Source organism: Natronomonas pharaonis DSM 2160 (genome assembly GCF_000026045.1).
Taxonomy (GTDB): domain Archaea; phylum Halobacteriota; class Halobacteria; order Halobacteriales; family Haloarculaceae; genus Natronomonas; species Natronomonas pharaonis.
Genome location: NC_007426.1, coordinates 2,146,737 through 2,168,500, shown reverse-complemented (window position 1 = coordinate 2,168,500; position 21,764 = coordinate 2,146,737). Strand labels below are relative to the sequence as shown.

The following is a 21,764-nucleotide window of genomic DNA, read 5'->3' as shown; positions in this document are numbered from 1 at the left end:
AACCCCCGTCGACCACAAAAGGCACCCGGTGTGGACGGCCACACGACCTATACGGCTTGCCGGCGTCGCTCCACTCGGACGATGGTAGACGACACTCGCCGCCGAGCCGAGGACTCGCCGCCGGACAACCGAAAGCTCCAGCCGACCCGACGCACCGTTCTCGGAGCGACGGGAGCAGCCGCGGTTGCAGCCCTCGCTGGTTGTTCGGGCGTCCTCGGCGAGGACCCGCCCGCCTACGCCGATGACATGCTGGCTGCTGACGGTGACGGCGTCTTCGCGGTCCATCTCGACGCCGAGTGGCTTCGAACCGACGACGGCGACCGACCGTACGCGGAGGAACTTCCGGATGCCGTCGACCCGAGCCTCGGAGTTGACGGGACCGTCGCGGAAGTCGACCCGCTGATTGGGTACCCCATCGGCGGGCTGTTGGTCGCTTCGCTCACGGTCAGCTTCGGTGCTGCCCCCTACGGCTTCGGCGACGAACTGCTTGCGCCGTTCGGCGACGATGTTCCCGATACCGAAGCGGAGCCCGAGGACGGCTCCGGGGACGACATCGCCGACGGGGACGAAGCAAACGGCGGGGCCGATGGCGATGCTGACGCCCCGGCTGATGAGGACGATGGCGGGACCGACATCGACGAGTCGGTCCGCATCGACTCGATACTCGTCGCCGACGGCGTCGGTGTCTTCCGCGGAGCCTTCGACGCACGAGCGATTGTCGCCGCGAGCGACGGCTTCGAACTCGCCGACGAGCGCGGCGCGTTCGATGTCTACGAGGGGACCGACGACGGACTCTTCGGCACCGAGGGGCTCGCGTTCGCTGTCGCCGACGATGTCGTTGTCGTTTCGTTGACTGATGAAGGCGATATCGATGCTGCCCTCGACATCGTCGCCGGCGACGAATCGGGACTTACCGGCGACGACGATGCCGCGTGGGCGCTGGCGACCGCGGGCGAGGGCCACATCACACTCGGCGCGTGGGGCATCGACCCCGACGAGGCCGCAGCAGAGACGGCAATCGAGGGCGGCGAATCGCTCGATGCGGCTACTGGCCTCGTGAGTTCGTTGACGCTTGGACCGGAGGAGGGGTCGGCGACGCTCGCAGCGGTCTATCCCGAGGGTGACGCGCCGGAGCGGGCGGCCCACGAAAACGATATCGGCACCTCAGCGAGCACCCGCGACATCGACATCGACGGCGACCGGCTCACCGTCGACGGCCGCTGGCGGGTGCCGGCAGACGACTAACTGTCGGCTCTACTTCCGGGCGACGATTCGCAGCACGTCCTCGTCCTGTAGCTCGTGGTCGCGGCCGACCTGTTGTTCGTCATGCTTGGCGGACGGGCCGGTTACGCGTGCAAAGCGGAACCGGTCGTCGAAGCTCCCCCCGAGCTTCTGGAGCGCATCGTCGACAGTGTTTTCCGATTCAGTCAGGATGAGCGGTTCGTCCCGGTCGATGCCCCGGCCGGGCTTGTCCATGTAAATCCGGATGAGGCCCAACTTCTCCCAAATAGTCTCTTTCAGTGATTCGAGTCCCTTCTCTTTCTCGGCGCTGATGAAGACCGCCTCCTCGGGGTCGATATCGTGGGCGCGAAGGTTCTCCTTTACCGTCTCGACGTAGTTGGGTTCTATGAGGTCGACCTTGTTGACCGCGACCGCGGAGGGGAGGTACTCGCGGTTGTCCTGTAGCGCGTCGACGAGTTGGTCGATGGTGAGGTCTTCGCGGATGGTCACGTCGGCGTTGACGTACTCGTACTGTCTGAGCACCCCCATTATCGTTTCGTCGTCGAGGCTCACCCTGTCAGAGGTGGTGAGATTGATGCCGCCCTTGTGCTTTTTGCGGATGTTGACCTGAACGGGCTCCGTATCGAGACGAACCTTGTTGTTGTACAGCTCCGTGCTAAGCCGCTCGTATTGGTCGATTTCGAACGCCGAGAGGACGAACAACACGAGGTCGGCAGTCCGAACCACCGACAGGACCGCCTGGCCGCCGCCACGGCCCTCGGCGGCCCCTTCGATGAGCCCCGGCACGTCGAGCAGCTGGAGGTTCGCCCCGCGGTATTCCAGCATCCCTGGGTTTACATCCAGCGTCGTGAACTCGTAGGAGCCCGTCTCGCTTTCGGCGTTCGTCAGGGCGTTCAGCAGTGTCGACTTGCCGACAGAGGGAAAGCCGACCAACGCGACGGTCGCATCGCCGTGTTTCTCGACGGCGTACCCACCACCACCGCTTCCTGACGACTGCCGTCGCTCTAGCTTCTCCTTCTTTTCGGAGAGCTTGGCTTTCAGCCGACCGATATGCTGCTCGGTCGATTTGTTGTACGGGGTGTTGGCGATTTCCTCCTCTATCGCCTCGATTTCCTCTTTGAGCCCCATTGGGTGAGTCCTAACGTCCCCGCGGAAAAAGCCGTTCGGTTGGCCGGCCGTCTCGGCTTCGGGAACGTACAGGGCTATGGCCTTCGAGCCGCAACGGTGCTGCATGGAGAGCAAGCAGAAGCTCGCGTACTCGCTCGCCTGTGTCGGCCTCGCGTTCGTCGGCGTCTTCCACATCGTGTTTTCGACGGCGTTCGACTACGGGCTCCGGTGGGTCGGCGGCGTGCTCGTCGCGGCGGCTGTCTTCGGGCTCTTTGTGGTTAGCGCCTGAGACGGCTGTTATCGGCGACTCCACCACCGCCGAAACCAGCAGCGGGTGTCCGACAGTCCCACGTCGGAACGAATCGACAACCCTTAAAGTCGCCCGGACACTCCGTTCGTGTATGGCTGGAACTATCGAAGTGCTCGTCGCCGGCGGGCAGGCCGACCCCGGGCCGCCGCTCGGCCCCGAACTCGGCCCGACGCCGGTTGACGTGCAAGCGGTTGTCAACGAGATTAACGACCAGACTGAAGCCTTCGACGGCACCGAAGTCCCCGTCACCATCGACTACGATGACGACGGTTCCTTCGATATCGACGTCGGTGTCCCGCCGACGGCGGCGCTTATCAAGGACGAACTCGACTTCGAGACCGGCTCCGGCGAGCCCAACGAGGAGTTCGTCGCCGACATGTCCGCCGAACAGCTCAAGACGGTCGCAGAGCAGAAGCTCCCTGACCTGCTTGCTTACGACACCCGCAACGCCGCCAAGGAAGTCGCCGGCACCTGCGTTTCCCTCGGTGTTACCATCGAGGGCGAGGACGCCCGAACGTTCAACCAGCGGCTCGACAACGGCGAGTTCGACGACGTCTTCGCCGAAGCCGAGCCGGCGGCCTAAGCCGAGCGTCGCTCTTTATTCGCTTCTCGCCGCGTGCGATATCGCTGTCGCTACCGATGGGAGCGGTCGGCATACCGCCGCTGGTTCGACGGCCTTAAGTAGGTCATCCCCATCCCTCGAAATGAGACAGGCGTAGCCTGTTTCACGCCGTAGTAGCCCATGTGGCTGCAACTACGGAGGTGAACGATGGCAGATTCGATAGAGGACGCAGTATCTCGCGCAATGAGCGAGTCACCCGAGCGGAACTTCCGTGAGACGGTCGACCTCGCTATCAACCTGCGCGACCTAGACCTAGCAGACCCCAACAACCGGGTGGACGAGAGCATCGTCCTACCTTCGGGTACGGGCCAGGACACGCATATCGTCGTCTTCGCAGAGGGCGAAACCGCCCTCCGTGCCGAGGACGTTGCTGACGATGTACTCGACAGCGACGACCTCGAAGACCTCGGAGACGACGACAATGCGGCGAAAGATCTCGCTGATGAGACCGACTTCTTCATCGCGGAGGCTGACCTGATGCAGGACATCGGTCGGTACCTCGGGACCGTGCTCGGCCCCCGAGGGAAGATGCCGACGCCCCTGCAGCCCGACGACGATGTCGTCGAGACGGTCAACCGGATGAAGAACACCGTACAGGTCCGGTCCGGCGAACGGCGCACGTTCCACACGCGCGTCGGCGCGGAGGATATGGACGCCGATGCTATCGCCGACAACGTCGACGTCATCCTTCGACGCCTGTTCACGGATCTGGAAAAAGGCCCCCAGAACATCGATACGGTGTACGTTAAGACGACGATGGGGCCAGCTGTGGAGGTGCCCGCATGAGCGCCGAAGCTCGCAAAACCGAGACGATCCCTGAGTGGAAGCAGGAAGAAATTGACGAGCTCGTGGCGTTCCTCGAACGCTACGAGTCCGTCGGTGTCGTCGATATCACCGGCATTCCGAGCCGCCAGCTGCAGGACATGCGCCGTGACCTACACGGCACCGCTGCGCTGCGCGTCTCGCGGAACACCCTGATGGAACGGGCTCTCAACGAGGGCGGCGACGGCCTCGGAGAACTCGTCGAGCACGTCGAAGGGCAGGTCGGGCTCATCGGCACGAACGACAACCCCTTCGGACTCTACCAGCAGCTCGAAGAGTCCAAGACGCCCGCGCCCATCAACGCTGGCGAGGTCGCCCCCAACGACATCGTCATTCCGGAGGGCGACACCGGCGTCGACCCCGGGCCGTTCGTCGGCGACCTCCAGCAGGTCGGCGCCAACGCCCGCATCGAGGGCGGCTCCATCAAGGTCGTTGAGGATTCGACGGTCCTTTCGGCCGGCGAGGAGGTCTCCTCGGACCTATCGAACGTCCTGAGCGAGCTCGGTATCGAGCCGAAGGAGGTCGGCCTTGACCTCCGCGGTGTCTCTTCGGAGGGCGTGCTGTTCTCCCCCGAGGAACTCGACATCGATGTCGAGTCCTACCGGACCGACATCGAGTCGGCCGCAAGCGCCGCTCGCAACCTCTCGGTCAACGCCGAGTATCCGACCGCGCGCACCGCGCCGTCGATGCTTGCGAAGGCCGCTGGCGAAGCCAAATCCGTCGGGCTGTCGGCTGCTGTCGAGAGCCCCGACCTCGCCGACGACCTCGTCTCGAAGGCCGACGCACAGGTTCGTGCGCTCGCGGCCCAGATCGACGACGAGGAGGCGCTCCCGGAGGAACTCCAGGACGTCGAACAGCCGGCTGCAGCCGATTCGGCTGCCGAGGCTGACGACGAGGACGATACCGGCAACGTAGAACAGACAGACGAAAGCGATGCTGACGATGCTGACGATGCCGACGACGCCGACGACGCCGACGAGGAAGACGGCGACGGTGGCGACGCGCTCGGCGACATGTTCGGGTGATTTACAATGGAATACGTTTACGCAGCACTCATCCTGCACGAATCTGGCGAAGAGCTCAACGAAGACAACCTCACTGACGTTCTCGACGCGGCCGGCGTCGACGTCGAAGAGTCCCGTGTGAAGGCGCTTGTCGCCGCACTCGAGGACGTCGACGTCGAGGAGGCCATCGAGACGGCCGCAGCCGTCCCCGCTGGCGGCGCTGGTGGCGCTGCCGCGGGCGGCGCTGCCGAGGCCGACGAGGCCGAGGAAGCCGACGAAGGCGGCGACGCCGACGAGGCCGAGGAAGCCGAAGAGGAAGCCGAAGACGACGGCGACGACGAGGACGGCGGCGAAGGCCTCGGCGAACTGTTCGGATAACGCCGACACCACCTTCTCCCGTTTTTTCTCTCACCCAGCGACAGCTACCGGCCCGGCCGTGTCGCTCCCGGCGGCTTATGTAGGATAGCGACGCCAGACGCTCCGATGGAAGTGGTTCTCGCGCCGAGAGAGACGGCAGTCGCCCTCGGGTTCGTCGCGGCGGGCATCGCGCTCGGCACCGCGAGCGGGCTTGTCCCGGGACTGCACGCCAACAACATGGCGCTGCTGCTTGCTGGCATTGCCCCGTCGGTACCGGGGCCGCCGCTGTACGTCGGGATGGCGATGCTTTCCGCTGGGGTTGTCCACACGTTCCTCGAAATCGTCCCGACGCTCGCGCTCGGCGTCCCCGACCCGGCGATGGCCGTCGCCGCGCTCCCCGGCCACCGGCTCGTGTTGGAGGGGCGTGGGCGTGAAGCGCTGCGCCTATCGGCACTCGGTAGCGGCATCGCGGTCGCGCTTGCGGTCCCACTCGCCGTTCCGATAACGCGGCTGATGACGGCGGTGTGGCCCGTTCTTCGGGCACACCTATCGCTCGTCTTGATGGCTGTCGCGGCGGCACTCGTCCTGACAGAGCCCACTCCGGGTCGCAAGCTCGTCGCCGCCGTCTCGTTCGGGTTGAGCGGCCTGCTAGGCGTCGCGACGCTTTCGCTTTCGCCCGAAGCGCCGCTTTCTGCTGGCGGAATGCTTGCGCCGCTTTTTGCCGGGCTCTTCGGCGCGCCGGTGCTCGTCGACGCCATTAGCGGCGACGGCATTCCGCCACAGGACGGCCCCGAAATCGCTGCCTCGGGGCGGAGCGTCACCGGACTCGCGGGACTGGGGACCGCTGCCGGCGCAGTTGTTGGCTACGTCCCGGCGGTCTCCAGTGCCATCGCCGCGACGTTTGCGCTGCTTGCCGTCCCCGGCCGGTACGGTGCCCGGGGGTTCATCGTCGCCACATCCGGCGTTAATACAGCAAACACGGTCTTTGCGCTCTTTGCGCTCATCGCCCTCGGGTCGCCGCGGACAGGCGTTCTCGTCGCTGTCGAGGCGGCGTCGGTCCCGCTTTCGGTCCCCCACCTGCTCGCTTCGGTCGGCGTCTCAGCGCTCGTTGGCGTGGTCGCCGTTCCACTCGTCGGCGACAGATATCTCGCTGTCGTCGGCGCGCTCGACCCTGCCCGGCTTTCGGTGGCGCTGCTTTGTGGCCTCGCGGCAGTATCGTTTCTCTTTGCCGGTGCCGTCGGTGTCGTAGCGTATGCCGCTGCCGCCGTTGTTGGCCTTGTTCCGGCCCGATACCGGGCGCGACGGGCGAATCTGATGGGTGTGTTAATCTGTCCAATTCTTTTCACGTAGCCGCCAAGCATCACGAGCAGCCGTCGTCGCACCTTCTTTTCACTGTTTTTGTTGACCTTCCATTACCGGACATTTATATAACATGACTCTCTTTGTGCGAGTATGCCTCACACGCAGGTGGTTGACGAATGAGCTCCCAAGGTAACGTCGAACCGACGCTGGAGCGGCTGGTGACCGAACTCGGGGACGGGGACGCAACACGCGACGACGCCGACCCGGCGGCACGGACCGAAGCGGTCGTCACAGAGGCTTCCGAGACGCTGTTCGAGGGTGGAACGCTCCATGTCGATGACGGACTTATCAAGCAGTCGCTGCCGGAGCTGCTGCTTTTGCTTGTCGGCCTTCGTTCGACGGACACCCACGGGAAAGGCATCATGGAGGACCTCAGCCGATTTTTCGGCGCACAGTTGAGCCCCGGAACAGTGTATCCGATGCTGCACGACCTCGAAGCGGACGACCTACTTGAGATGCGGGAGCTCGTCCAGACGAAGGAATACACTATCGATGACACAGAAGCAGTCCGGGGCGAGATTCAGGCGGCGATGCAGCAGCACCTCGCGCTCGGATTAGTCTTCAGCCGAGCGCTGGACGAGATTGATGTCGACGAAATGGACGACTGACGCTTCTCGCGGCGGCTACTGACTCGGCTCTGAGCGGCTCTGCTTTTTGAGATGCGCTGCGGCACCACCGACAGCCCCGAACACGACTGGATACGCGATGCCGGCAACAAACACCGCGGCCAGCGGGTCGGGGCCGATGCTGAACCCGACGGCCCACCCGTCACCGAACACGGCCGTTCCCGGACCAGGGTCGCCTTCGATGCCCATCGTCACCGTCGACGGCGAGTACGTGGCAAGCCACACCGCAAGCGCCGCGAGCGGCGCGTACGCAACCGTGATAGCGGCACCTGTCCCGGCAGCCCCCCAAAGCGACTGGGGAGCAAGAGCCGCGGTGGCGGCACCCCCGGCAGCGAGCAGCACGAGCGGCACGGCCACAACAAGCCAGCTAGGGTCGACGATGGCTGCGTCCGCGATGGCCGCAGACGTTTCCGGGGCAGTACTGCTCTCCCTGACGGTGATATCGACGCCGTGGGCTTGAAACAGGGTCCACAGCAGCGCTTCGGTCGTGTCCGGTAGTGTGCTAAACGCCGACTTCGGGGCGTCTATTTCGGCCAGTTGACGCTCCGGTTCCCGGAGCCGAACGACCGCCCCTGCGAGGGCAATTCCGACAAAGAACGCGGCCGAACCGGCCTGTGCGCAGACATACACGATACGACCGAGTGCCTTGGGTCGATGCCGGTTGGTGTCTGGCTGTCCGCCGCTCGGTGTCTCGCTGTCGGCTGTCTGCTCGGGACAGGAGCCGTTGGACTGGAGGGGCTCGGGCGGCATACGCACGCTTTTTTACACCGAAATATGTGTGTTTTGCCTACAGTCGGTACTCAGCGCCGTCGTCGGTGTCCTGTATCTCGACGCCGAGGGCCTCGATGTCGTCTCTGATTTTGTCGGCCCGTTCGTAGTTTTCGGCCTCGCGTTCGGCCTCTCGGACCTCGAGCAAGAGCTCGACGAGCTCGCCAGCCAGCGCCGCCTCGCCGTCGGCGCTGCCGTCGAAGTCGAAGCCGAGGACGTCCCCGCCGAGCCGCTCGAACGCCTCGATACCTCGGCGTAGCGCCCGGTAGTCGTAGCGGTCGCGGTCGTCGAGGTGGCTGTTGATGGCGCTTGCGAGGTCGAAAAGCGCCGACAGCGCCTCGCGGGTGTTGAAGTCGTCGTTCATCGCCTCGGTAAACGCCGCCTCGGCTGCTTCGACCGCCTCACCGAGCGGGGAGTCGACCTTTGTCCCCGCGGCAGGGCTGTCAGCGGCCGCGGCAGCCCGTTCATACGCGGCCGCAAGCCGGTCCCACCGTTCGAGTGCCTCCTCGATGGCTGCCTCGCTGTAGGTCTGGGTCGAGTTGTACGACGCCGACAGGAAGAACATCCGGAGCGGGTTGACGCCGAAGCGGGCGACGGCCTCCGAGACCGGGATGAAGTTGCCGAGGCTGGAGGACATCTTCTCGTCGTCCATCTGGAAGAGGTCGGCATGGAGCCAGTAGCGGGCGAACTGTTCGCCGGTGGCGGCCTCGCTTTGGGCGATTTCGTTTTCGTGGTGCGGGAACACGAGGTCGCGGCCGCCCATGTGGATGTCGATGGAGTCGTCGAGATGCGTCATCGACATCGCCGAGCACTCGATGTGCCAGCCGGGGCGTCCTTCGCCCCATGGGGACGCCCACGTCTGGCCGGCGGGGGATTCGGTAGCGTACTCACAGTCAGCATCGCGGTGCTCTTCGAGTGCCGATTCGGAGACGCCGCCGGCCTTCCAGAGGGCGAAGTCGGCCGGATGGCGCTTTTCGGCCTGTTCGGTCTCGGGCCCCTGTGCCTCGACGGCTTCGAGCCGCTGGTTGGAGAGCTTTCCGTACTCCTCGAACTCGGTCACGTCGAAGTACACCGAGCCGTTGGATTCGTATGCGTAGCCGCGCTCGACGAGCGTCTCGATGAGGTCGATAATCTCGGGGACGTGTTCGGAAACGCGTGGGTAGACCTCCGCCCGCTTGAGGTTGAGCGAGCGCATATCGGAGAGCAACTGGTCGATGAAGTGGGTCGCCACATCACCCTCGTCGTCGCCGAACGTGTCGCCGTCGGCCGGTTCGCCGACGCGGGCGACGATTTTCTCGTTCACGTCGGTGATATTCTCGACGTGGCGGACATCGTAGCCGAGCGCCTCCAGCCACCGATGAATCACATCGACGTGTACCCACGTCCGGGCATGACCGAGGTGGGCGTAATCCGAAACCGTCAGGCCGCAGTAATACAGCAGGACGTTGTCGGGGTCGGCCGGCTCGAACTCCTCGCGTTCGCCCGAAAGCGTATTCGAGACACGGAGCGTCATTGTCGGGGAGTCGCCCGGAGCCGGTTTCAATGCGTCGCTTGGCCGAGGCTGCCCTCCACGGCCCGCACCGCGTCGGCTCCGTCCCGGCGGCCGACGACAACAGCGAGATATCCGTCGCCCGCGGCTGCGGCCTCAACCCCGATATCGGCGGTTCGGAGCCGGCCAAGCACCGGTTCGAGCACCCCGGGTTCGACATCGCCTTCTGCGACGATAGCCGTCAGGTCCCCGCCGTCGGCGGCAAAGCACGTGTCGCCGACGGAGAACAGGCCGTTACTGTTGTCGTCGCTACGGCCGATGCCCGACCGCATAGAAACACTGGCGTCCGTCTTGGGCGGGCTGTACTCGTCGGCCGCTTCAGCGTATCGGCGTAGTGCCGCAGCGACGGCCTCGGTGTCGCCGACATCGAGAACGCGCGCGGCTGCGGTGTAGTTGACGACGCCGGCCCTGAGCGCGGTTTCGAGGAACGGCCGCTCGCGGACGGCAGCCCGAGTATCGGCGGCAACAGTCATAGGGGAACGCTCACGGCGGGCGTCAAAGAGCCCGTCGGTCGTGGCCGCTGTCGGTCACTCGACGAGCGACGACAGCAGCTTTCCTTCCACTTTCCGGAGATGTTCGCCGACCGTTCCGGCCGAAACGTCGACCGTCTCGGCGATGTCCTCGTGGGTTGCCTGTCGCGGTACCTCGTAGTAGCCGGCCTCGACCGCTGCCTCAAGGATTTCCCGCTGCCGCGGCGTTAACACGGAGAGCAACCGCCCGGTGCTCGGCCGGTAATCGCCCGTTCCCTCTAACGATATTCTGACCGTATTCGGGACTGCCTCGACGGTTCGCTGTATCGTCTCATCGTCGCCGATAAGCGTCACCCGGACGCCGCCGTTGTCACGGTACTCCAGCGGCGTCTTCAGGACGGCCTCCGTCTCTTCGACGGCCGCAAGCAGCTCTGCGACCGTTTCCGTCGGTCGGAAATGGACGTAGATGTAGCCGTGCTGTTGGCCGACTCGGCTGTCGCCGTCGGTCGCGATGTCGTAGCCGAGGACGTCCGACTGCCCATCGAGGATGTCGGCGGCCCGCGAGAGGTCGCCTCGGACCCGAGAGAGCATCACGCAGGTACCGTCGTCGAGAGACTCAAGCTGGTCTATCGATTCGCGAACGACGGCAGGGTCGTCCGCGACCGCCCCGTCCGCCGGCTGAAACGCGCCACTTTCGGGCGTGATAGTGACGGTCGCATAGCGCATATATCGCTGTTCTGTCGGACCGGCTTACCTCTTTTGTTGCCACAGCCCCTCCAGCGGCACAGCACCAGCGCATTTCAACTTCCCTCGAATCAGGGGCGACACGTCGAATAGCCAATCGGCATACGAACACGTATGACACAGATACGGGATGACAGCCGGGAGATGCGCATCGACCCTGACAGCGTCGCTGGGGGCTATTTCAAACACGCCGTCTACAATCACTGGGACCCGTACGAGGACATCGAGAAAGCACTCATCGAACAGGACCGCAAGCGGCTCATCGACGCCGATGAGTTCGGCGAAACCGAGTTCGAGGACCTGATGCGGACGCTGGCGCTGTTCGGAGCCGGCGAGGAAGCGGTCACCGAAGACCTCGCGCCGCTCATGCTTGTTGTGGATGATATCAACGACCAGATGTTCGTCTCCTCACAGATATACGAGGAGGCGAAACACACCCAGTTTTTCGACCGGTACTGGCGGGAGGTCATCCACCCGGTCGCCGACGCCCGCGGCTTCGAGCGGCGAGCGCCCACCGACCAGCGGTTCTTCGTCGATGGCTACGTCGACCTCTTCGACCGGACCGAGGCAGCCATGGAGCGGCTTCTGGAACCGGGCGAAGATACCCCGACGAACCGCGTGCGGGCCTACTGTCACTACCATCTCACTGTTGAGTCGGTGCTCGCCCAGACCGGCTACTGGGGCATCGTCTCCTCTATGTCCCCTCGCGGCAGCGAGGCCCTTCGGGAAGACGGCATGCCGCATCTGGAGGGGTTAGTGAAGGGCATCTCGTTCATTCGGAGCGACGAAGGCCGCCATGTCGGCTTCGGGATGCAGAAAGTCCAATCACATCTCGCCGAGGATGGCGTCGACGAGTCTGTCGTCCGGGAGACGCTGCAGGAACTGCTGCCGCTCGTCGCGGAGACGGTGAGCGCGACCGACGAGGTAACCGACCCCGAACCGCTCGTCGAGTACGCAAGCGAGAAACTCACCCGGCGTATCGAGGTCATCACCGACGCCGATGCATCGATTCCGGATGTCGAGACGCTCGTCACGCTGTCGGAAGACTCGACAGCGGCGGATTGACGCCTGCTACCACCGATTAACGGCTGTTGCGTTACCTGTGGTACACAAAGACGGTCGCTAGTCAATCACAATCCATTATATACTCAATACTGTTTATCGAGTATTAACATTAAAAATCATAAGGGTTTTGTACCAGTCGGCGTTCCGGTCAAGTGCACACGATGAGTGATTCGCAGCGACGGTGCGGGCCGAACTGTTTGGTGGCCGCCGCGATGGGGGCCGTCCGCGCCGCGCTGGGGCACTCAGGAACGACCACCGGTTTCTCGGACGCTTCGGCGTTCGGGGCCGACCCTACTACGAATTAACTATGGCACACGACAACGACGGAACGGACGAGGTTGCGAGCCGCGTCCAGAACACGGAATCGATTGTTCGAGACGTTGACAACCCTGCCGCCCGCGAGCTTCGAGAGAAGTTCGAGGAGCAGGACTTCACCTTCGCGCCGGGCCTCTACCACGCCCTCGACGCCCGACTGGCCGAGATGGCCGGTCTGGACGCCGCGTACATGTCGGGCTACTCGACGGTCCTTGGCCAGTTCGGCTTCCCGGACCTCGAGATGGTCACGATGACCGAGATGGTCGAGAACGCAAAGCGCATCGTCGAAGCGACGAACCTGCCGGTCGTCGCCGACTGTGACACTGGCTACGGTGGCATCCACAACGTCCGCCGTGCCGTCCGCGAATACGAGAAGGCCGGCGTCGCTGCGGTCCACATCGAGGACCAGACGACGCCCAAGCGCTGCGGTCACATCGCCGGCAAGAAGATCATCTCCCGCGAGGACGCCGAGGCCCGCTTCAGCGCGGCCGTCGACGCCAAGCAGTCCGAGGACACCATCATCATCGCCCGGACGGACGCCTACGGCTCCGCCAACGGTGACTGGGAAGAACACCTCGAGCGCGGCCGCATCTACGCCGACGCCGGCGTCGACCTGGTCTGGCCCGAGATGCCCGACCCGTCCCGCGAGGACGCCGTCGAGTACGCCGAAACCATCCACGAGACCCACCCCGAGCTGGACCTCGCCTTCAACTACTCCAGCTCCTTCGCGTGGTCCGAGGAAGAAGACGCCCTGACGTTCCAGGAACTCGGCGACCTCGGCTACCAGTACATCTTCATCACGCTGTACGCCCTGCACTCCGGCGCACACGCCGTCTACGAGGACATGAAGAACATCGAGCAGAACGACGAGGAAGCGCAGTGGGACCTCGAAGGCCGCTACCTGGGCCACGAGACCGAGAGCCACCACGAGCTTTCGTTCGTCTCGCGCTTCCAGGACATCGAGGCGCAGTTCGACCCCGAAGCCAAAGAGCGGATGGAAAAATCCGCCGGCTTCACCGAGGAAGAGTCGGACCCGCTCACCTCCGACGGCAACTAACCCGGCATCCCGATTACGTCCTTTCTTTCTTCGCGGTCAGTAGTGGTTACTACGTGAAAACGGCCCGTTCCGACCGTAATGCCGAATCGGCCACTTTTAATAATGGTCGACTCGACGGTTCTGGTGACCGAGATGACTCTCGACAAGCGAACCCACGACCGAACGTTCGTGCGGACGTTCTTCACGACCCCGACCGCCGAGAAGGGCGTCGAAGACTCCGCCAAGAAGCTTCGTAGCGCCATCGAACTCCGCGGCATGCAGGCCCCCGACGTGTGGGTCCCGGACAACGAAGACGCCACCGCCCCGAACATGCGCGATGAGGGTGCCGAGAACATCGCCGAGGTCGTCGCCGAGAGCGGCGCCGACTTCCCCGGCGAGATTCACCCGCGCGTCGTCTGGCACCGCGACAGCCCCGAGACCCGCTATCAGGGCTTCCAGCACATGCTCGAAATCGCCGACCCCGAAAACGGCGCTATCGAGCACATCGACGGCTTTGTCATCCCTGAAGTCGGCGACATCGACGACTGGAAGAAGGCCGACGAGTTCATCACCATCGTCGAAAACGAGTACGGCCTCGAAGAGGGCTCGATTGCCATGTCCGTCATCATCGAGTCCGGCTCCGCCGAACTCGCGATGGGCAAGCTCCGCGAGGAGATGGGCAAGGCTGACAACAACCTCGAACGGCTCTTCCTGCTCGTCGACGGCGAGGTCGACTACACGAAGGATATGCGCGCCATCACGCCGACCGGTGGCCTCCCCGAGTGGAAGGAGCTCCGCCACAACACGTCCCGCGCAGCCAGCGCTGCCGGCCTCATCTCCGTGGACGGTCCCTACGACGACATCCGCGACGTCGAGGGCTACCACGACCGCATCACCGCCAACAACGCGATGGGGATGCTCGGCATCTGGTCTTTGACGCCCGGGCAGGTCGTCGAGGCCAACAAGAGCCCGCTCCCGCCGGCAACGGGCTACTGGCTCATCGACGCCGACGGCCGCGAGGTCGAACTCGAAAGCGAAGACGGCGTCGAGGTCTACAGCGGCGACCGCATCGAGCTTGAAGAAGAAGACGGCGGCTACGAACTCGAAGTCGGTAGCACCGAAATCTTCTGTGAGTCCGAGGAGGAACTCGCCGACGAACTGCTTGACCTCGTCGATTACGTCCCCAGCATGGACGATATCGTCGACTCCATGGAGGAGTTCGAGGCCGCAAAGGAGGCCGGCAAGGGTGCCATCGCGATGACCCGCGCGGCCACCATCGAAATCGACGGCGTTCAGGTCGACGTCTCCAGCGACCGCATGTGGGACGAGGCGACCTACCAGGCTCTGATGACGCCCGTCAAGCTGTTCCAGGACGTCTACGAGAACCGTCCGGACCAGCACGACGACCTCGCGGACCTCTACAGCGAGGACGTCGTCGAGCGCGCCATCGAAGTCGGCAACTAACGCCCCCGACGTTCGTTTTTTCTTAGGCTGCCCGCCGAGCTACGGCTGCAGCTCTGTCCGGTGAGAAAGCGACCCGAGCGTCCCCGGCTCGGCGAACGGCGTCTCCGAATGCGGAATCACCCGGAGGTCGTCGGTAGCATCGAGCACCGATTCGAGCCCCGCCCTGTCGGCGTGGTCGTAGCCGCCGATAGACCATGGCGGCCAGACGGTGAGATGTTCGTACCGGCCGCCGCTCCCGTTCCAGCAGGCGTAGATATCCGCCGCGCCGTCGCTGGCGACAACCGCGAGGTCGCCACCCGTCGCCCGCATCGCCGTGACGTAGTCGGTCAGCGTCGCCGACCCTGTCCCGGTGTATGCCTCGAAGACGTTGCGAACTGCCTGCTGGTCGGAGTGGTCGAGAAGCAGCGCCCTGACGCCGTCGTCGTCTGCCATGGTGGTTATGTACACACGTCGCTCGAATAAGCCTCCGGGTCCCGGCCATCGAGTACCGGTGGGTCTTTTCGCCCCGCCGGCCAACCGCCGCCCATGCTCCGATACGTGACGACGAACGACGGGAAGGTTCGGGAGGCAGAGGCCTACCTCGACGACGATGTGGCGGCCTTCGAATACGACTATCAGGAGATACAGGCCGACTCGCTGGAGGCGGTCGCGGCCGACGGCGCGCGAAAGGCCTACCGGCACGTCGGCGAGCCGGTCATCGTTGACGACGCTGGTCTCTATCTGGAGGGATTCGACGGCTTCCCCGGCCCCTACTCGGCGTACGTCGAGAACACGCTCGGCGTCGAGTGTGTCGGCCGGCTCGCCCGCCGGGAAGAGGCGACGCAGGCGAAGTTCCGGTGTGTCATCGCCTACTGTGACGGCGACTCCTTCGAGGCATCGCCGGAGCCGGTCGACACTGACGACCGACGCGGGACCGATATCGATGCCGACGAGCGGGCGACGGCGGCGACCGACGAGACGGTGGCCGGCGAGGAACTGCCGGTGAAGCTCTTTCCTGCCGCCGTCCCGGGCCATATCGTGGAGCCGCGGGGCGACGGTGGTTTCGGCTACGACCCGATTTTCGAACACGACGGGACGACCTTCGCGGAGATGACGCCGGAAGAGAAAAACGCCGTCTCTCACCGCGGCCGGGCGCTATCGACGTTCGCCGAGTGGTACGCCGGGCGGTAGGCAGCCGTCGGACTAGGCTCGCGGGTCGCGGTCGGCCCCCGGATACGGCTCGTCGAACGTCGACTCGTAGACGACCGCCGCGTCGAAGACAGTCGCGAAGGCGTCCGGCGAGCGGACGCTGACCGACATCATGCCGCGGAGATTCGCCCCGGCCTCGGCTGATTGGAGCCGCTCGTCCAAGGAGAGAATATGCGCTCCGTCGCCCCGGTATGCGGCCGCAAGCGCCGGGTGGTCGCCGGCCGGCTGGTCGACGACGACCGCCTCCTGTTCGAGCCGCCCACGCCAGTCGGCAGCCAGCGTCTCATCGGCAAGCGACTCGATAACGGCCGCGGCATCGGCACACAGCGGCGCAGTCACGACGAGGTCGAGCCACGAGTGTCGCCGCCACTCATCCAGGGCTGCCCGTGCCGGCCCGCCGACCAGCAGGTCCGCCGCCAGCACGTCGGCATCGGCGACGAGTCGCGTCGGGTCCGGCTCATGGCCGTCAGTTATCATTTCGCCGGGCGTCCAGTGCGTTCGTCACCGCGTCGGTCGAGACATCGTACTGGTCGGCGCGCTCGAAGAGGTCGGCCCACGTCATGGCTGTCGGTGGCCGCCGCGCACACAAAAGGATAGCCCCGTCTGACAGTCACCCGCGGAGCTGCCACCACAGGGTTGCGGCGACGAAGGCGACGGCGACGTTCGTGACTACTGCAAGCCCCCCGACGCCGGCGACAAAGAGTCGCCGGTCGGTCTTGGTGAAGGCGACCCGCGAAAGCGACGCGGCGACGACGACGAGCAGCACGCCCAAAAGCGCCATCGGGAACGCGGCGAGCAGCCCGGCGACAAGCGCAAGCCCGGCATAGAAGCCGCCGGCGACGAGGTTTGCGGTCCCCGTCCGCGCGCCGAAGGCGTGCTTTCCGGCGAGGCCCCCGGACCCGTGACACATCGGCACCGCCCCGAGCGGGACGGCCGCGAGGTTCATCGCGCCCATGCTGTCGGCCAGCCGGTCGGGCGATATCTCGGCGTCATAGAGGTCCGAAAGCAAAAGCGAGGTCGCGACGGCCGCGTTGCCGACCGTCATCGCCAGTTGCGCGAGAAGGCCCTCGATTGCACCGACCGAAAGCGTCGGTCCGCCCGCCGGAAACAGCTCCAGCGACGGCGCAGCCGGGGCTGGAATGCCGCCCGCTGTCGCCGCCCACACCGCCCCGACCGCAAGAACGACCAGCGCTACGGCGTTTCGGGAGACGAGCGCAACCACAAGCGCCAGCCCAGCGCCCGCAGCGGCAATGCCAACCGACCCGGCGACGAGGTCGACAGCGGCGACAACAAGCAGACAGGCGACGGCGAACTGGACGCCCCTGACGACCGGCTCGCCAACGAACTGCTGTATCCACGAGAGCGACCCCGTCCGCCCCGCAACGAGCAACACACCGCCGGCCACAAGCCCCGCCGCGACTAAGCCACCGTGAGAGAGCGTCCCCGCAATCGCCAGTCCGGCCAGCGCTTTCATCGGCTCGACCGAGAGCGGAACGCCGTAGTAGAGGCCCCAAATGACTTGGAAGACGCCGAACCCGGCAAGCAGATGTGGCAGTGATGCCGGCGTCAGGAGTCCGAGCGCAACGACGAGGGGCAGGACCGTAACTGAATCCCCTATCGCGCCTGTAACCTCTCCGGCGTCAAAGCTGAAGCCACGACCAGTTCGAAATGCCGCCTCTGGTGGCACAAACAATGCAAGAAGGCGATACACAAAGGCGTTTTCAGAAACTACCTTCCATTTCCCGCTACGGCAGTGTAACTATCTTTGGTTTCATCCCAGATACACGCAGCCGTCCCGTCTGACGCGTTTTTATATGCCAGCGGGCCGTGAACGTACGGTGGGCGCACGACCTGACGGCAATTTCATTCCCCATCCTCCCCACCGTGCGCCCCTGTTTCATCCGGGCCGCCGCTACCCGTCAGCCCGGCCGCGGACCCGCGTCTGCTCGTGGTCCGGGAAGATGTCGTCGATAGCGCTTGCTCCCCAGCGCTCGCGGATGAGCGCCCGCAGCTCTGCCTCGTAATCGCCCTTCGGGACCGTTTCGCTGGGCCCCTGTTCGACCTCGAGATACGTCTCGACGAGGTCGTCGACCGCACCGCGGCCGAAGCCGGAAAGCGGTGCGACGTACTCGATTCCGTGCCGGTCTTCGAGGCTCTGTGCGAACGCCCGCGAGACGGTCGGTACACGGTCGTCGCGACGGGTTCCGTCGGCGACGACATCGTACTCGGCAGCGGCGGCCTCCAGCGCTGCCTCGTGGACCTGCTGGATGCCCGGCCGCGGGAACCCCTCGTTGCGCATCCGCTCGACGGCCTCTTCGGCGACCGCCGCGTCGAGTTCGAGCGTCTCGAACTCGAAGCCGAGTTCGGCCGCGGCGTCGCGGGCGTGCCGCCAGTCGTCCGTCGTCCCGAAGTGAGCGGTCACAAGCGTCACGTCATAGAACCGCTCGAGAAGCAGCGCCGCAAGCGAGGAATCCTTGCCGGCGCTGAACAACAGCCCACACGCCATCAGCGACGCTTGATATCGAAGCTCTGTGAGTCAGGCTTCATCTCCTGGAGCAGCTCTTTCATCTTTTCTTCGTCTATCTTCCCCTGGATGCGCCCGCTCTGTGCGAGGGCGACAATCTGCTGTTCGACCTTCTCGCCGAACTGCGGCTTCGACATCTGCACAGTGTTGAGCCGCTTGCGCGCGCCGTCGGTCAGCGTCTTTCGCAGGATGGCCTTCTTTTGGGCCTCGGCCTGTTGCCGCTGGGCTTCTGCGGCCTCTGATTGGCCCTCGCCGCCCTGCTCTTTGAGCTGTTCCATCTTTTTCTTGCGAAGCTCTTCGAGGTCTTCGTCAGTGGGTTCGCCGCTCATACACGTCCGTTATCGTTGCGGGATGAAAAATGGTTAGCTCCACGGCCGAACCGCAGCCTTTTCCGTCGAATGGTAACTCCCCTCATTTATGAACGCTGACGCCCTCGCCGCTGACCACCCGGTTGTCTCGCCGGCCGCGGCCGACCCGCACCTCCAGACCATCGCCCGGTTTCCCGTGAAGTCCCTTGACGCCGAGTATCCGGAGACGGCTCGGCTTGTCCCTTCCGGCGCGCTTTTCGGCGACCGCGAGTGGGCGATTCTCGACCGGCCGCCGGAAGCTCCATACGACCCCACGGCGGCCGATGTCGGCGGCAGCGGCGACTACGTCAACGGCAAGAAGACCGCCGCTGTCCATCGGCTCCGCTCGACGTTTCATTCGCGAGAGGATGGCGGCCCCGCAGTGACGCTGCGCCGTCACGACGACCCAGTGTCGGACGCCCGCCGCTTTCGGCTCTACGATGGCCGGACGGGCGGCAACCGGGCGGGCGGCGACGCCCAGACGGAGTGCCATGCCGACCTCGACGCGTGGCTGTCGTCGTATTTCGACCGGCCCGTCAGCGTCCGTTGGGATGGCGGGGGCCAGCACGACGACCGGACCTTCCACGGCCCGACCGTCGTCTCGACGGCGACGCTGCGGGAGGTCGCCGCGTGGTTCGACATCACCGTCGAGTCCGCACGCCGCCGGTTCCGGGCGAACCTCGAAATCGGCGGCGTCCCGCCGTTCTGGGAGGACAGACTGTTCACCGACGAGGGTCGTGCTGTCGCCGTCCGCGTCGGCGAGGCAACCATTGAGGGGTATCATCCCTGCCAGCGGTGTGTGGTCCCGAGCCGCGACCCCGACACCGGTGAGGAGACAGCGGGGTTCCGGGAGACATTCATCGGCCGCCGTCGGGAGACGCTCCCGCCGTGGACCGACTGCGACCGCTTCGACCACCCGTTCCGGCTGATGGTCAACACCCGCGTCCCGGAGGAGTCGGCTGGATGTGACATCAGGGTCGGTGATGCTGTCGAGATACTCGGCGACCGCCCCGTTGCCCCGTGAGGAGTTGTCCGGTTGTCGGGTATCGGCAAGCCTTTTAGCGGCCGTTGCCCACCGATGAGTATGGTAGCGCTCGGACTGGTGGTCGCACAGTTCAACAAGGAGCGGCCGATAACCCACGAGATGGAAGATCGTGCACGCGAGGCCGCCGCTGACGCCGACGCCGAAATCGTCGAGACCATCGAGGTGCCGGGCTCGTACGACACGCCGCTTGCGGCCGACCGCCTCGCCCGACGCGACGACATCGACGCGGTCGCGGTGCTCGGTGCCATCGTCACCGGTGACACGAACCACGACCAGGTTATCGCCGACGCGGCCGCCCAGGGACTGACCGACGTCTCATTGGACCGCGATACGCCGGTCACCTTCGGCATCACCGGCCCCGGCATGAGCCACGCCGAGGCCGAAGAGCGGATTGAACACGGTGGGACCGCCGTCCGTAGCGCTATTTCACTCGCGGAGGAACTCGAAGGACAATGACAATGGATTTCACAGCCCGCCTCGAGCGGGTCGAACCGAGCGCGACGCTCGCTATCAGCAACCTCGCATCGGAACTGGAGGCCGACGGTGTCGATGTCGTCGACCTGTCGGTCGGCGAACCCGACTTCCCGACGCCGGAGAACATCGTCGAGGCCGGTAAAGATGCCCTCGACGCCGGCCATACCGGGTATCCGCCGTCGAACGGCATCCCGAAACTCAAGGAAGCCATCGCGGACAAACTCGACGCCGACGGGCTTGACTACTCGACCGACGAGGTTATCGTCACCCCCGGCGCCAAGCAGGCCCTCTATGAGACGTTCCAGGCGCTCGTCGAGGACGGCGACGAGGTCGTTTTGCTCGACCCCGCGTGGGTGAGCTACGAGGCGATGGCGAAGATGGCCGGCGGTGACCTCTCGCGTGTCGACCTCTCGGGGTCGTCGTTCCAGCTCGAACCGGCGCTTGAGGACCTCGCCGCAACCGTCTCCGACGAGACCGAACTGCTCGTTATCAACTCGCCGTCGAACCCCTCGGGGGCTGTCTTCTCCGATGCCGCTCTCGAAGGCGTTCGCGACCTCGCGGTCGACCACGACATCACCGTCATCTCCGACGAGATTTACGACGCCATCACCTACGATACCGAGCAAACCTCGCTCGGCAGCCTCGAGGGGATGGCCGACCGCACGGTGACGATAAACGGCTTCTCGAAGGCCTATTCGATGACCGGCTGGCGGCTCGGCTATCTCGCAGCGCCCGAACCGCTCGTCGAACAGGCCGGCAAGCTGCACTCCCACTCGGTTTCGAGTGCGGCCAACTTCGTCCAGCACGCCGGCGTCGAGGCGCTCCGCAACACCGACGACGCCGTCGACGAGATGCGGGACGCCTTCGAGGCCCGGCGCGACATGCTTATCGACCTGTTTGCCGACCACGGCAAGGAGGTTCCCTTCCCGGACGGCGCGTTCTACATGATGCTGCCGGTCGACGACGACGACCAAGCGTGGTGTGAGGGCGCGCTCGAGGACGCCCACGTGGCGACAGTTCCGGGCAGCGCCTTCGGGACGCCCGGCTACGCGCGACTCTCCTATGCGGCCAGCGAAGAGCGGCTCAAGACCGGTGTTGAGCGCCTCGTCGACGCTGGCTACCTGTGAACTGCCTCGGGGTCAAGCCCCGTGGCATTCTCCTTGTATTTCTGTAAATACGCCCGGCCGCCATCGTTCGGCGGCGGGAGAAACGAAACGAGGTGCATCCCCAACCCCGTGCTGCGAGCCGGTCGGCGACGGATGGCCCCCACGCCACGCGAGGCGCCGTCGGCACGAAGGCCCTGCTGACCGGGGAGTCCCCGGC

At 65.1% G+C, this 21,764-nt stretch carries 25 protein-coding genes; 15 read left to right on the top strand and 10 right to left on the bottom strand.

Annotation, left to right across the window (positions count from 1 at the left end; genetic code table 11):
• Positions 1-81: 81 nt before the first annotated feature.
• Positions 82-1,245 (top strand): hypothetical protein, encoded by a 1,164-nt coding sequence (locus NP_RS11000; protein ID WP_011323935.1) that lies wholly within the window; start codon positions 82-84, stop codon positions 1,243-1,245.
• 9 nt (positions 1,246-1,254) lie between these two features.
• Here the strand turns inward: NP_RS11000 and NP_RS10995 are convergent, their stop codons facing one another.
• Entirely contained in the window at positions 1,255-2,370 is a 1,116-nt protein-coding gene (locus NP_RS10995) for an OBG GTPase family GTP-binding protein (RefSeq protein ID WP_011323934.1), read from the bottom strand.
• A 103-nt stretch (positions 2,371-2,473) separates the two neighbouring features.
• Here NP_RS10995 and NP_RS14625 point away from each other — a divergent pair, with 103 nt between their 5' ends.
• From NP_RS14625 to NP_RS10965, 7 genes are all read left to right on the top strand, one after another.
• A complete protein-coding gene (locus NP_RS14625) occupies positions 2,474-2,638 on the top strand; it encodes a hypothetical protein (protein ID WP_158303764.1) in 165 nt (54 codons plus the stop codon).
• Positions 2,639-2,750: 112 nt separating this feature from the next.
• A complete protein-coding gene (locus NP_RS10990; RefSeq protein WP_011323933.1) occupies positions 2,751-3,242 on the top strand; it encodes a 50S ribosomal protein L11 in 492 nt (163 codons plus the stop codon).
• A 186-nt stretch (positions 3,243-3,428) separates the two neighbouring features.
• Positions 3,429-4,067: a 50S ribosomal protein L1 gene (locus NP_RS10985; protein WP_011323932.1), complete on the top strand. Its 639-nt coding sequence runs from the start codon at positions 3,429-3,431 to the stop codon at positions 4,065-4,067.
• A complete protein-coding gene (locus tag NP_RS10980; RefSeq protein WP_011323931.1) occupies positions 4,064-5,128 on the top strand; it encodes a 50S ribosomal protein L10 in 1,065 nt (354 codons plus the stop codon). The genes NP_RS10985 and NP_RS10980 overlap by 4 nt, the downstream gene beginning before the upstream one ends.
• Before the next feature lie 6 nt (positions 5,129-5,134).
• On the top strand, positions 5,135-5,485 hold the full coding sequence (gene rpl12p / locus NP_RS10975; RefSeq protein ID WP_011323930.1) for a 50S ribosomal protein P1: 351 nt from the start codon (positions 5,135-5,137) through the stop codon (positions 5,483-5,485).
• Between the two features lie 105 nt (positions 5,486-5,590).
• Positions 5,591-6,814: a tripartite tricarboxylate transporter permease gene (locus NP_RS10970; protein WP_011323929.1), complete on the top strand. Its 1,224-nt coding sequence runs from the start codon at positions 5,591-5,593 to the stop codon at positions 6,812-6,814.
• 128 nt (positions 6,815-6,942) lie between these two features.
• Positions 6,943-7,434, top strand: a complete 492-nt coding sequence (locus tag NP_RS10965) for a PadR family transcriptional regulator (RefSeq protein ID WP_011323928.1) — start codon at positions 6,943-6,945, stop codon at positions 7,432-7,434.
• A gap of 15 nt (positions 7,435-7,449) precedes the next feature.
• On the opposite strand, the gene NP_RS10960 is transcribed toward NP_RS10965, so the two are convergent.
• The 4 genes from NP_RS10960 to NP_RS10945 are packed head-to-tail and all read right to left on the bottom strand — an operon-like array spanning position 7,450 to position 10,965.
• Positions 7,450-8,202: a hypothetical protein gene (locus tag NP_RS10960; protein ID WP_011323927.1), complete on the bottom strand. Its 753-nt coding sequence runs from the start codon at positions 8,200-8,202 to the stop codon at positions 7,450-7,452.
• A gap of 37 nt (positions 8,203-8,239) precedes the next feature.
• The gene (gene cysS / locus NP_RS10955) at positions 8,240-9,733 is read right to left on the bottom strand and encodes a cysteine--tRNA ligase (RefSeq protein WP_011323926.1); all 1,494 of its coding nucleotides are present in this window, start codon (positions 9,731-9,733) and stop codon (positions 8,240-8,242) included.
• Between the two features lie 26 nt (positions 9,734-9,759).
• Complete coding sequence (locus tag NP_RS10950; RefSeq protein ID WP_011323925.1) at positions 9,760-10,242, bottom strand: DUF7523 family protein; 483 nt, start codon at positions 10,240-10,242, stop codon at positions 9,760-9,762.
• Between the two features lie 54 nt (positions 10,243-10,296).
• Positions 10,297-10,965 (bottom strand): helix-turn-helix domain-containing protein, encoded by a 669-nt coding sequence (locus tag NP_RS10945; RefSeq protein ID WP_011323924.1) that lies wholly within the window; start codon positions 10,963-10,965, stop codon positions 10,297-10,299.
• Between the two features lie 132 nt (positions 10,966-11,097).
• Between NP_RS10945 and NP_RS10940 the strand changes: the two genes are divergently transcribed.
• The 3 genes from NP_RS10940 to aceB all read left to right on the top strand — a co-directional run bounded on the left by NP_RS10940 (position 11,098) and on the right by aceB (position 14,863).
• Complete coding sequence (locus NP_RS10940; protein ID WP_011323923.1) at positions 11,098-12,048, top strand: ferritin family protein; 951 nt, start codon at positions 11,098-11,100, stop codon at positions 12,046-12,048.
• A 307-nt stretch (positions 12,049-12,355) separates the two neighbouring features.
• Positions 12,356-13,420, top strand: coding sequence for an isocitrate lyase (gene aceA, locus NP_RS10935; RefSeq protein WP_011323922.1), 1,065 nt, complete (start codon positions 12,356-12,358; stop codon positions 13,418-13,420).
• 132 nt (positions 13,421-13,552) lie between these two features.
• A complete protein-coding gene (gene aceB, locus NP_RS10930; RefSeq protein WP_011323921.1) occupies positions 13,553-14,863 on the top strand; it encodes a malate synthase AceB in 1,311 nt (436 codons plus the stop codon).
• 39 nt (positions 14,864-14,902) lie between these two features.
• On the opposite strand, the gene NP_RS10925 is transcribed toward aceB, so the two are convergent.
• Positions 14,903-15,295 (bottom strand): hypothetical protein, encoded by a 393-nt coding sequence (locus tag NP_RS10925; protein ID WP_011323920.1) that lies wholly within the window; start codon positions 15,293-15,295, stop codon positions 14,903-14,905.
• 93 nt (positions 15,296-15,388) lie between these two features.
• Between NP_RS10925 and NP_RS10920 the strand changes: the two genes are divergently transcribed.
• Entirely contained in the window at positions 15,389-16,033 is a 645-nt protein-coding gene (locus NP_RS10920; protein WP_011323919.1) for a non-canonical purine NTP pyrophosphatase, read from the top strand.
• Positions 16,034-16,045: 12 nt separating this feature from the next.
• Here NP_RS10920 and NP_RS10915 read toward each other — a convergent pair whose 3' ends face one another.
• From NP_RS10915 to NP_RS10900, 4 genes are all read right to left on the bottom strand, one after another.
• Positions 16,046-16,528 carry a DUF7384 family protein gene (locus tag NP_RS10915; protein ID WP_011323918.1) on the bottom strand — a complete coding sequence of 161 codons (483 nt, stop codon included), beginning with the start codon at positions 16,526-16,528 and terminating at the stop codon, positions 16,046-16,048.
• A 133-nt stretch (positions 16,529-16,661) separates the two neighbouring features.
• On the bottom strand, positions 16,662-17,738 hold the full coding sequence (locus tag NP_RS10910; RefSeq protein WP_049939673.1) for a putative sulfate/molybdate transporter: 1,077 nt from the start codon (positions 17,736-17,738) through the stop codon (positions 16,662-16,664).
• 225 nt (positions 17,739-17,963) lie between these two features.
• A complete protein-coding gene (locus NP_RS10905) occupies positions 17,964-18,557 on the bottom strand; it encodes an alpha hydrolase (RefSeq protein ID WP_011323915.1) in 594 nt (197 codons plus the stop codon).
• Complete coding sequence (locus NP_RS10900) at positions 18,557-18,904, bottom strand: DNA-binding protein (RefSeq protein WP_011323914.1); 348 nt, start codon at positions 18,902-18,904, stop codon at positions 18,557-18,559. Before NP_RS10900 ends, NP_RS10905 begins: the two co-directional genes overlap by 1 nt.
• 88 nt (positions 18,905-18,992) lie before the next feature.
• Here NP_RS10900 and NP_RS10895 point away from each other — a divergent pair, with 88 nt between their 5' ends.
• Genes NP_RS10895 through NP_RS10885 form a run of 3 tightly spaced genes read left to right on the top strand, consistent with a single transcriptional unit; the run spans position 18,993 to position 21,568 of the window.
• Positions 18,993-19,946 carry an MOSC domain-containing protein gene (locus tag NP_RS10895; RefSeq protein WP_011323913.1) on the top strand — a complete coding sequence of 318 codons (954 nt, stop codon included), beginning with the start codon at positions 18,993-18,995 and terminating at the stop codon, positions 19,944-19,946.
• 60 nt (positions 19,947-20,006) lie between these two features.
• Complete coding sequence (gene ribH / locus NP_RS10890) at positions 20,007-20,423, top strand: 6,7-dimethyl-8-ribityllumazine synthase (RefSeq protein WP_049939672.1); 417 nt, start codon at positions 20,007-20,009, stop codon at positions 20,421-20,423.
• Positions 20,420-21,568 carry a pyridoxal phosphate-dependent aminotransferase gene (locus NP_RS10885; RefSeq protein ID WP_011323911.1) on the top strand — a complete coding sequence of 383 codons (1,149 nt, stop codon included), beginning with the start codon at positions 20,420-20,422 and terminating at the stop codon, positions 21,566-21,568. The genes ribH and NP_RS10885 overlap by 4 nt, the downstream gene beginning before the upstream one ends.
• Positions 21,569-21,764 lie beyond the last annotated feature (196 nt).

Bases quoted from the DNA above. Each gene is read 5' to 3' on its own strand.
- NP_RS10985 (WP_011323932.1), top strand. From the start codon at position 3,429: ATGGCAGATTCGATAGAGGACGCAGTATCTCGCGCAATGAGCGAGTCA.
- NP_RS10950 (WP_011323925.1), bottom strand. From the start codon at position 10,242: ATGACTGTTGCCGCCGATACTCGGGCTGCCGTCCGCGAGCGGCCGTTC.
- NP_RS10970 (WP_011323929.1), top strand. From the start codon at position 5,591: ATGGAAGTGGTTCTCGCGCCGAGAGAGACGGCAGTCGCCCTCGGGTTC.
- NP_RS10995 (WP_011323934.1), bottom strand. From the start codon at position 2,370: ATGGGGCTCAAAGAGGAAATCGAGGCGATAGAGGAGGAAATCGCCAAC.
- NP_RS14625 (WP_158303764.1), top strand. From the start codon at position 2,474: ATGGAGAGCAAGCAGAAGCTCGCGTACTCGCTCGCCTGTGTCGGCCTC.
- NP_RS10940 (WP_011323923.1), top strand. From the start codon at position 11,098: ATGACACAGATACGGGATGACAGCCGGGAGATGCGCATCGACCCTGAC.
- NP_RS10980 (WP_011323931.1), top strand. From the start codon at position 4,064: ATGAGCGCCGAAGCTCGCAAAACCGAGACGATCCCTGAGTGGAAGCAG.
- NP_RS10925 (WP_011323920.1), bottom strand. From the start codon at position 15,295: ATGGCAGACGACGACGGCGTCAGGGCGCTGCTTCTCGACCACTCCGAC.
- NP_RS10920 (WP_011323919.1), top strand. From the start codon at position 15,389: ATGCTCCGATACGTGACGACGAACGACGGGAAGGTTCGGGAGGCAGAG.
- NP_RS10945 (WP_011323924.1), bottom strand. From the start codon at position 10,965: ATGCGCTATGCGACCGTCACTATCACGCCCGAAAGTGGCGCGTTTCAG.
- cysS (WP_011323926.1), bottom strand. From the start codon at position 9,733: ATGACGCTCCGTGTCTCGAATACGCTTTCGGGCGAACGCGAGGAGTTC.
- NP_RS10960 (WP_011323927.1), bottom strand. From the start codon at position 8,202: ATGCCGCCCGAGCCCCTCCAGTCCAACGGCTCCTGTCCCGAGCAGACA.
- NP_RS10885 (WP_011323911.1), top strand. From the start codon at position 20,420: ATGACAATGGATTTCACAGCCCGCCTCGAGCGGGTCGAACCGAGCGCG.
- NP_RS10905 (WP_011323915.1), bottom strand. From the start codon at position 18,557: ATGGCGTGTGGGCTGTTGTTCAGCGCCGGCAAGGATTCCTCGCTTGCG.
- rpl12p (WP_011323930.1), top strand. From the start codon at position 5,135: ATGGAATACGTTTACGCAGCACTCATCCTGCACGAATCTGGCGAAGAG.
- NP_RS10900 (WP_011323914.1), bottom strand. From the start codon at position 18,904: ATGAGCGGCGAACCCACTGACGAAGACCTCGAAGAGCTTCGCAAGAAA.
- aceA (WP_011323922.1), top strand. From the start codon at position 12,356: ATGGCACACGACAACGACGGAACGGACGAGGTTGCGAGCCGCGTCCAG.
- NP_RS10965 (WP_011323928.1), top strand. From the start codon at position 6,943: ATGAGCTCCCAAGGTAACGTCGAACCGACGCTGGAGCGGCTGGTGACC.
- ribH (WP_049939672.1), top strand. From the start codon at position 20,007: ATGGTAGCGCTCGGACTGGTGGTCGCACAGTTCAACAAGGAGCGGCCG.
- NP_RS10990 (WP_011323933.1), top strand. From the start codon at position 2,751: ATGGCTGGAACTATCGAAGTGCTCGTCGCCGGCGGGCAGGCCGACCCC.
- NP_RS11000 (WP_011323935.1), top strand. From the start codon at position 82: ATGGTAGACGACACTCGCCGCCGAGCCGAGGACTCGCCGCCGGACAAC.
- aceB (WP_011323921.1), top strand. From the start codon at position 13,553: ATGACTCTCGACAAGCGAACCCACGACCGAACGTTCGTGCGGACGTTC.
- NP_RS10915 (WP_011323918.1), bottom strand. From the start codon at position 16,528: ATGATAACTGACGGCCATGAGCCGGACCCGACGCGACTCGTCGCCGAT.
- NP_RS10895 (WP_011323913.1), top strand. From the start codon at position 18,993: ATGAACGCTGACGCCCTCGCCGCTGACCACCCGGTTGTCTCGCCGGCC.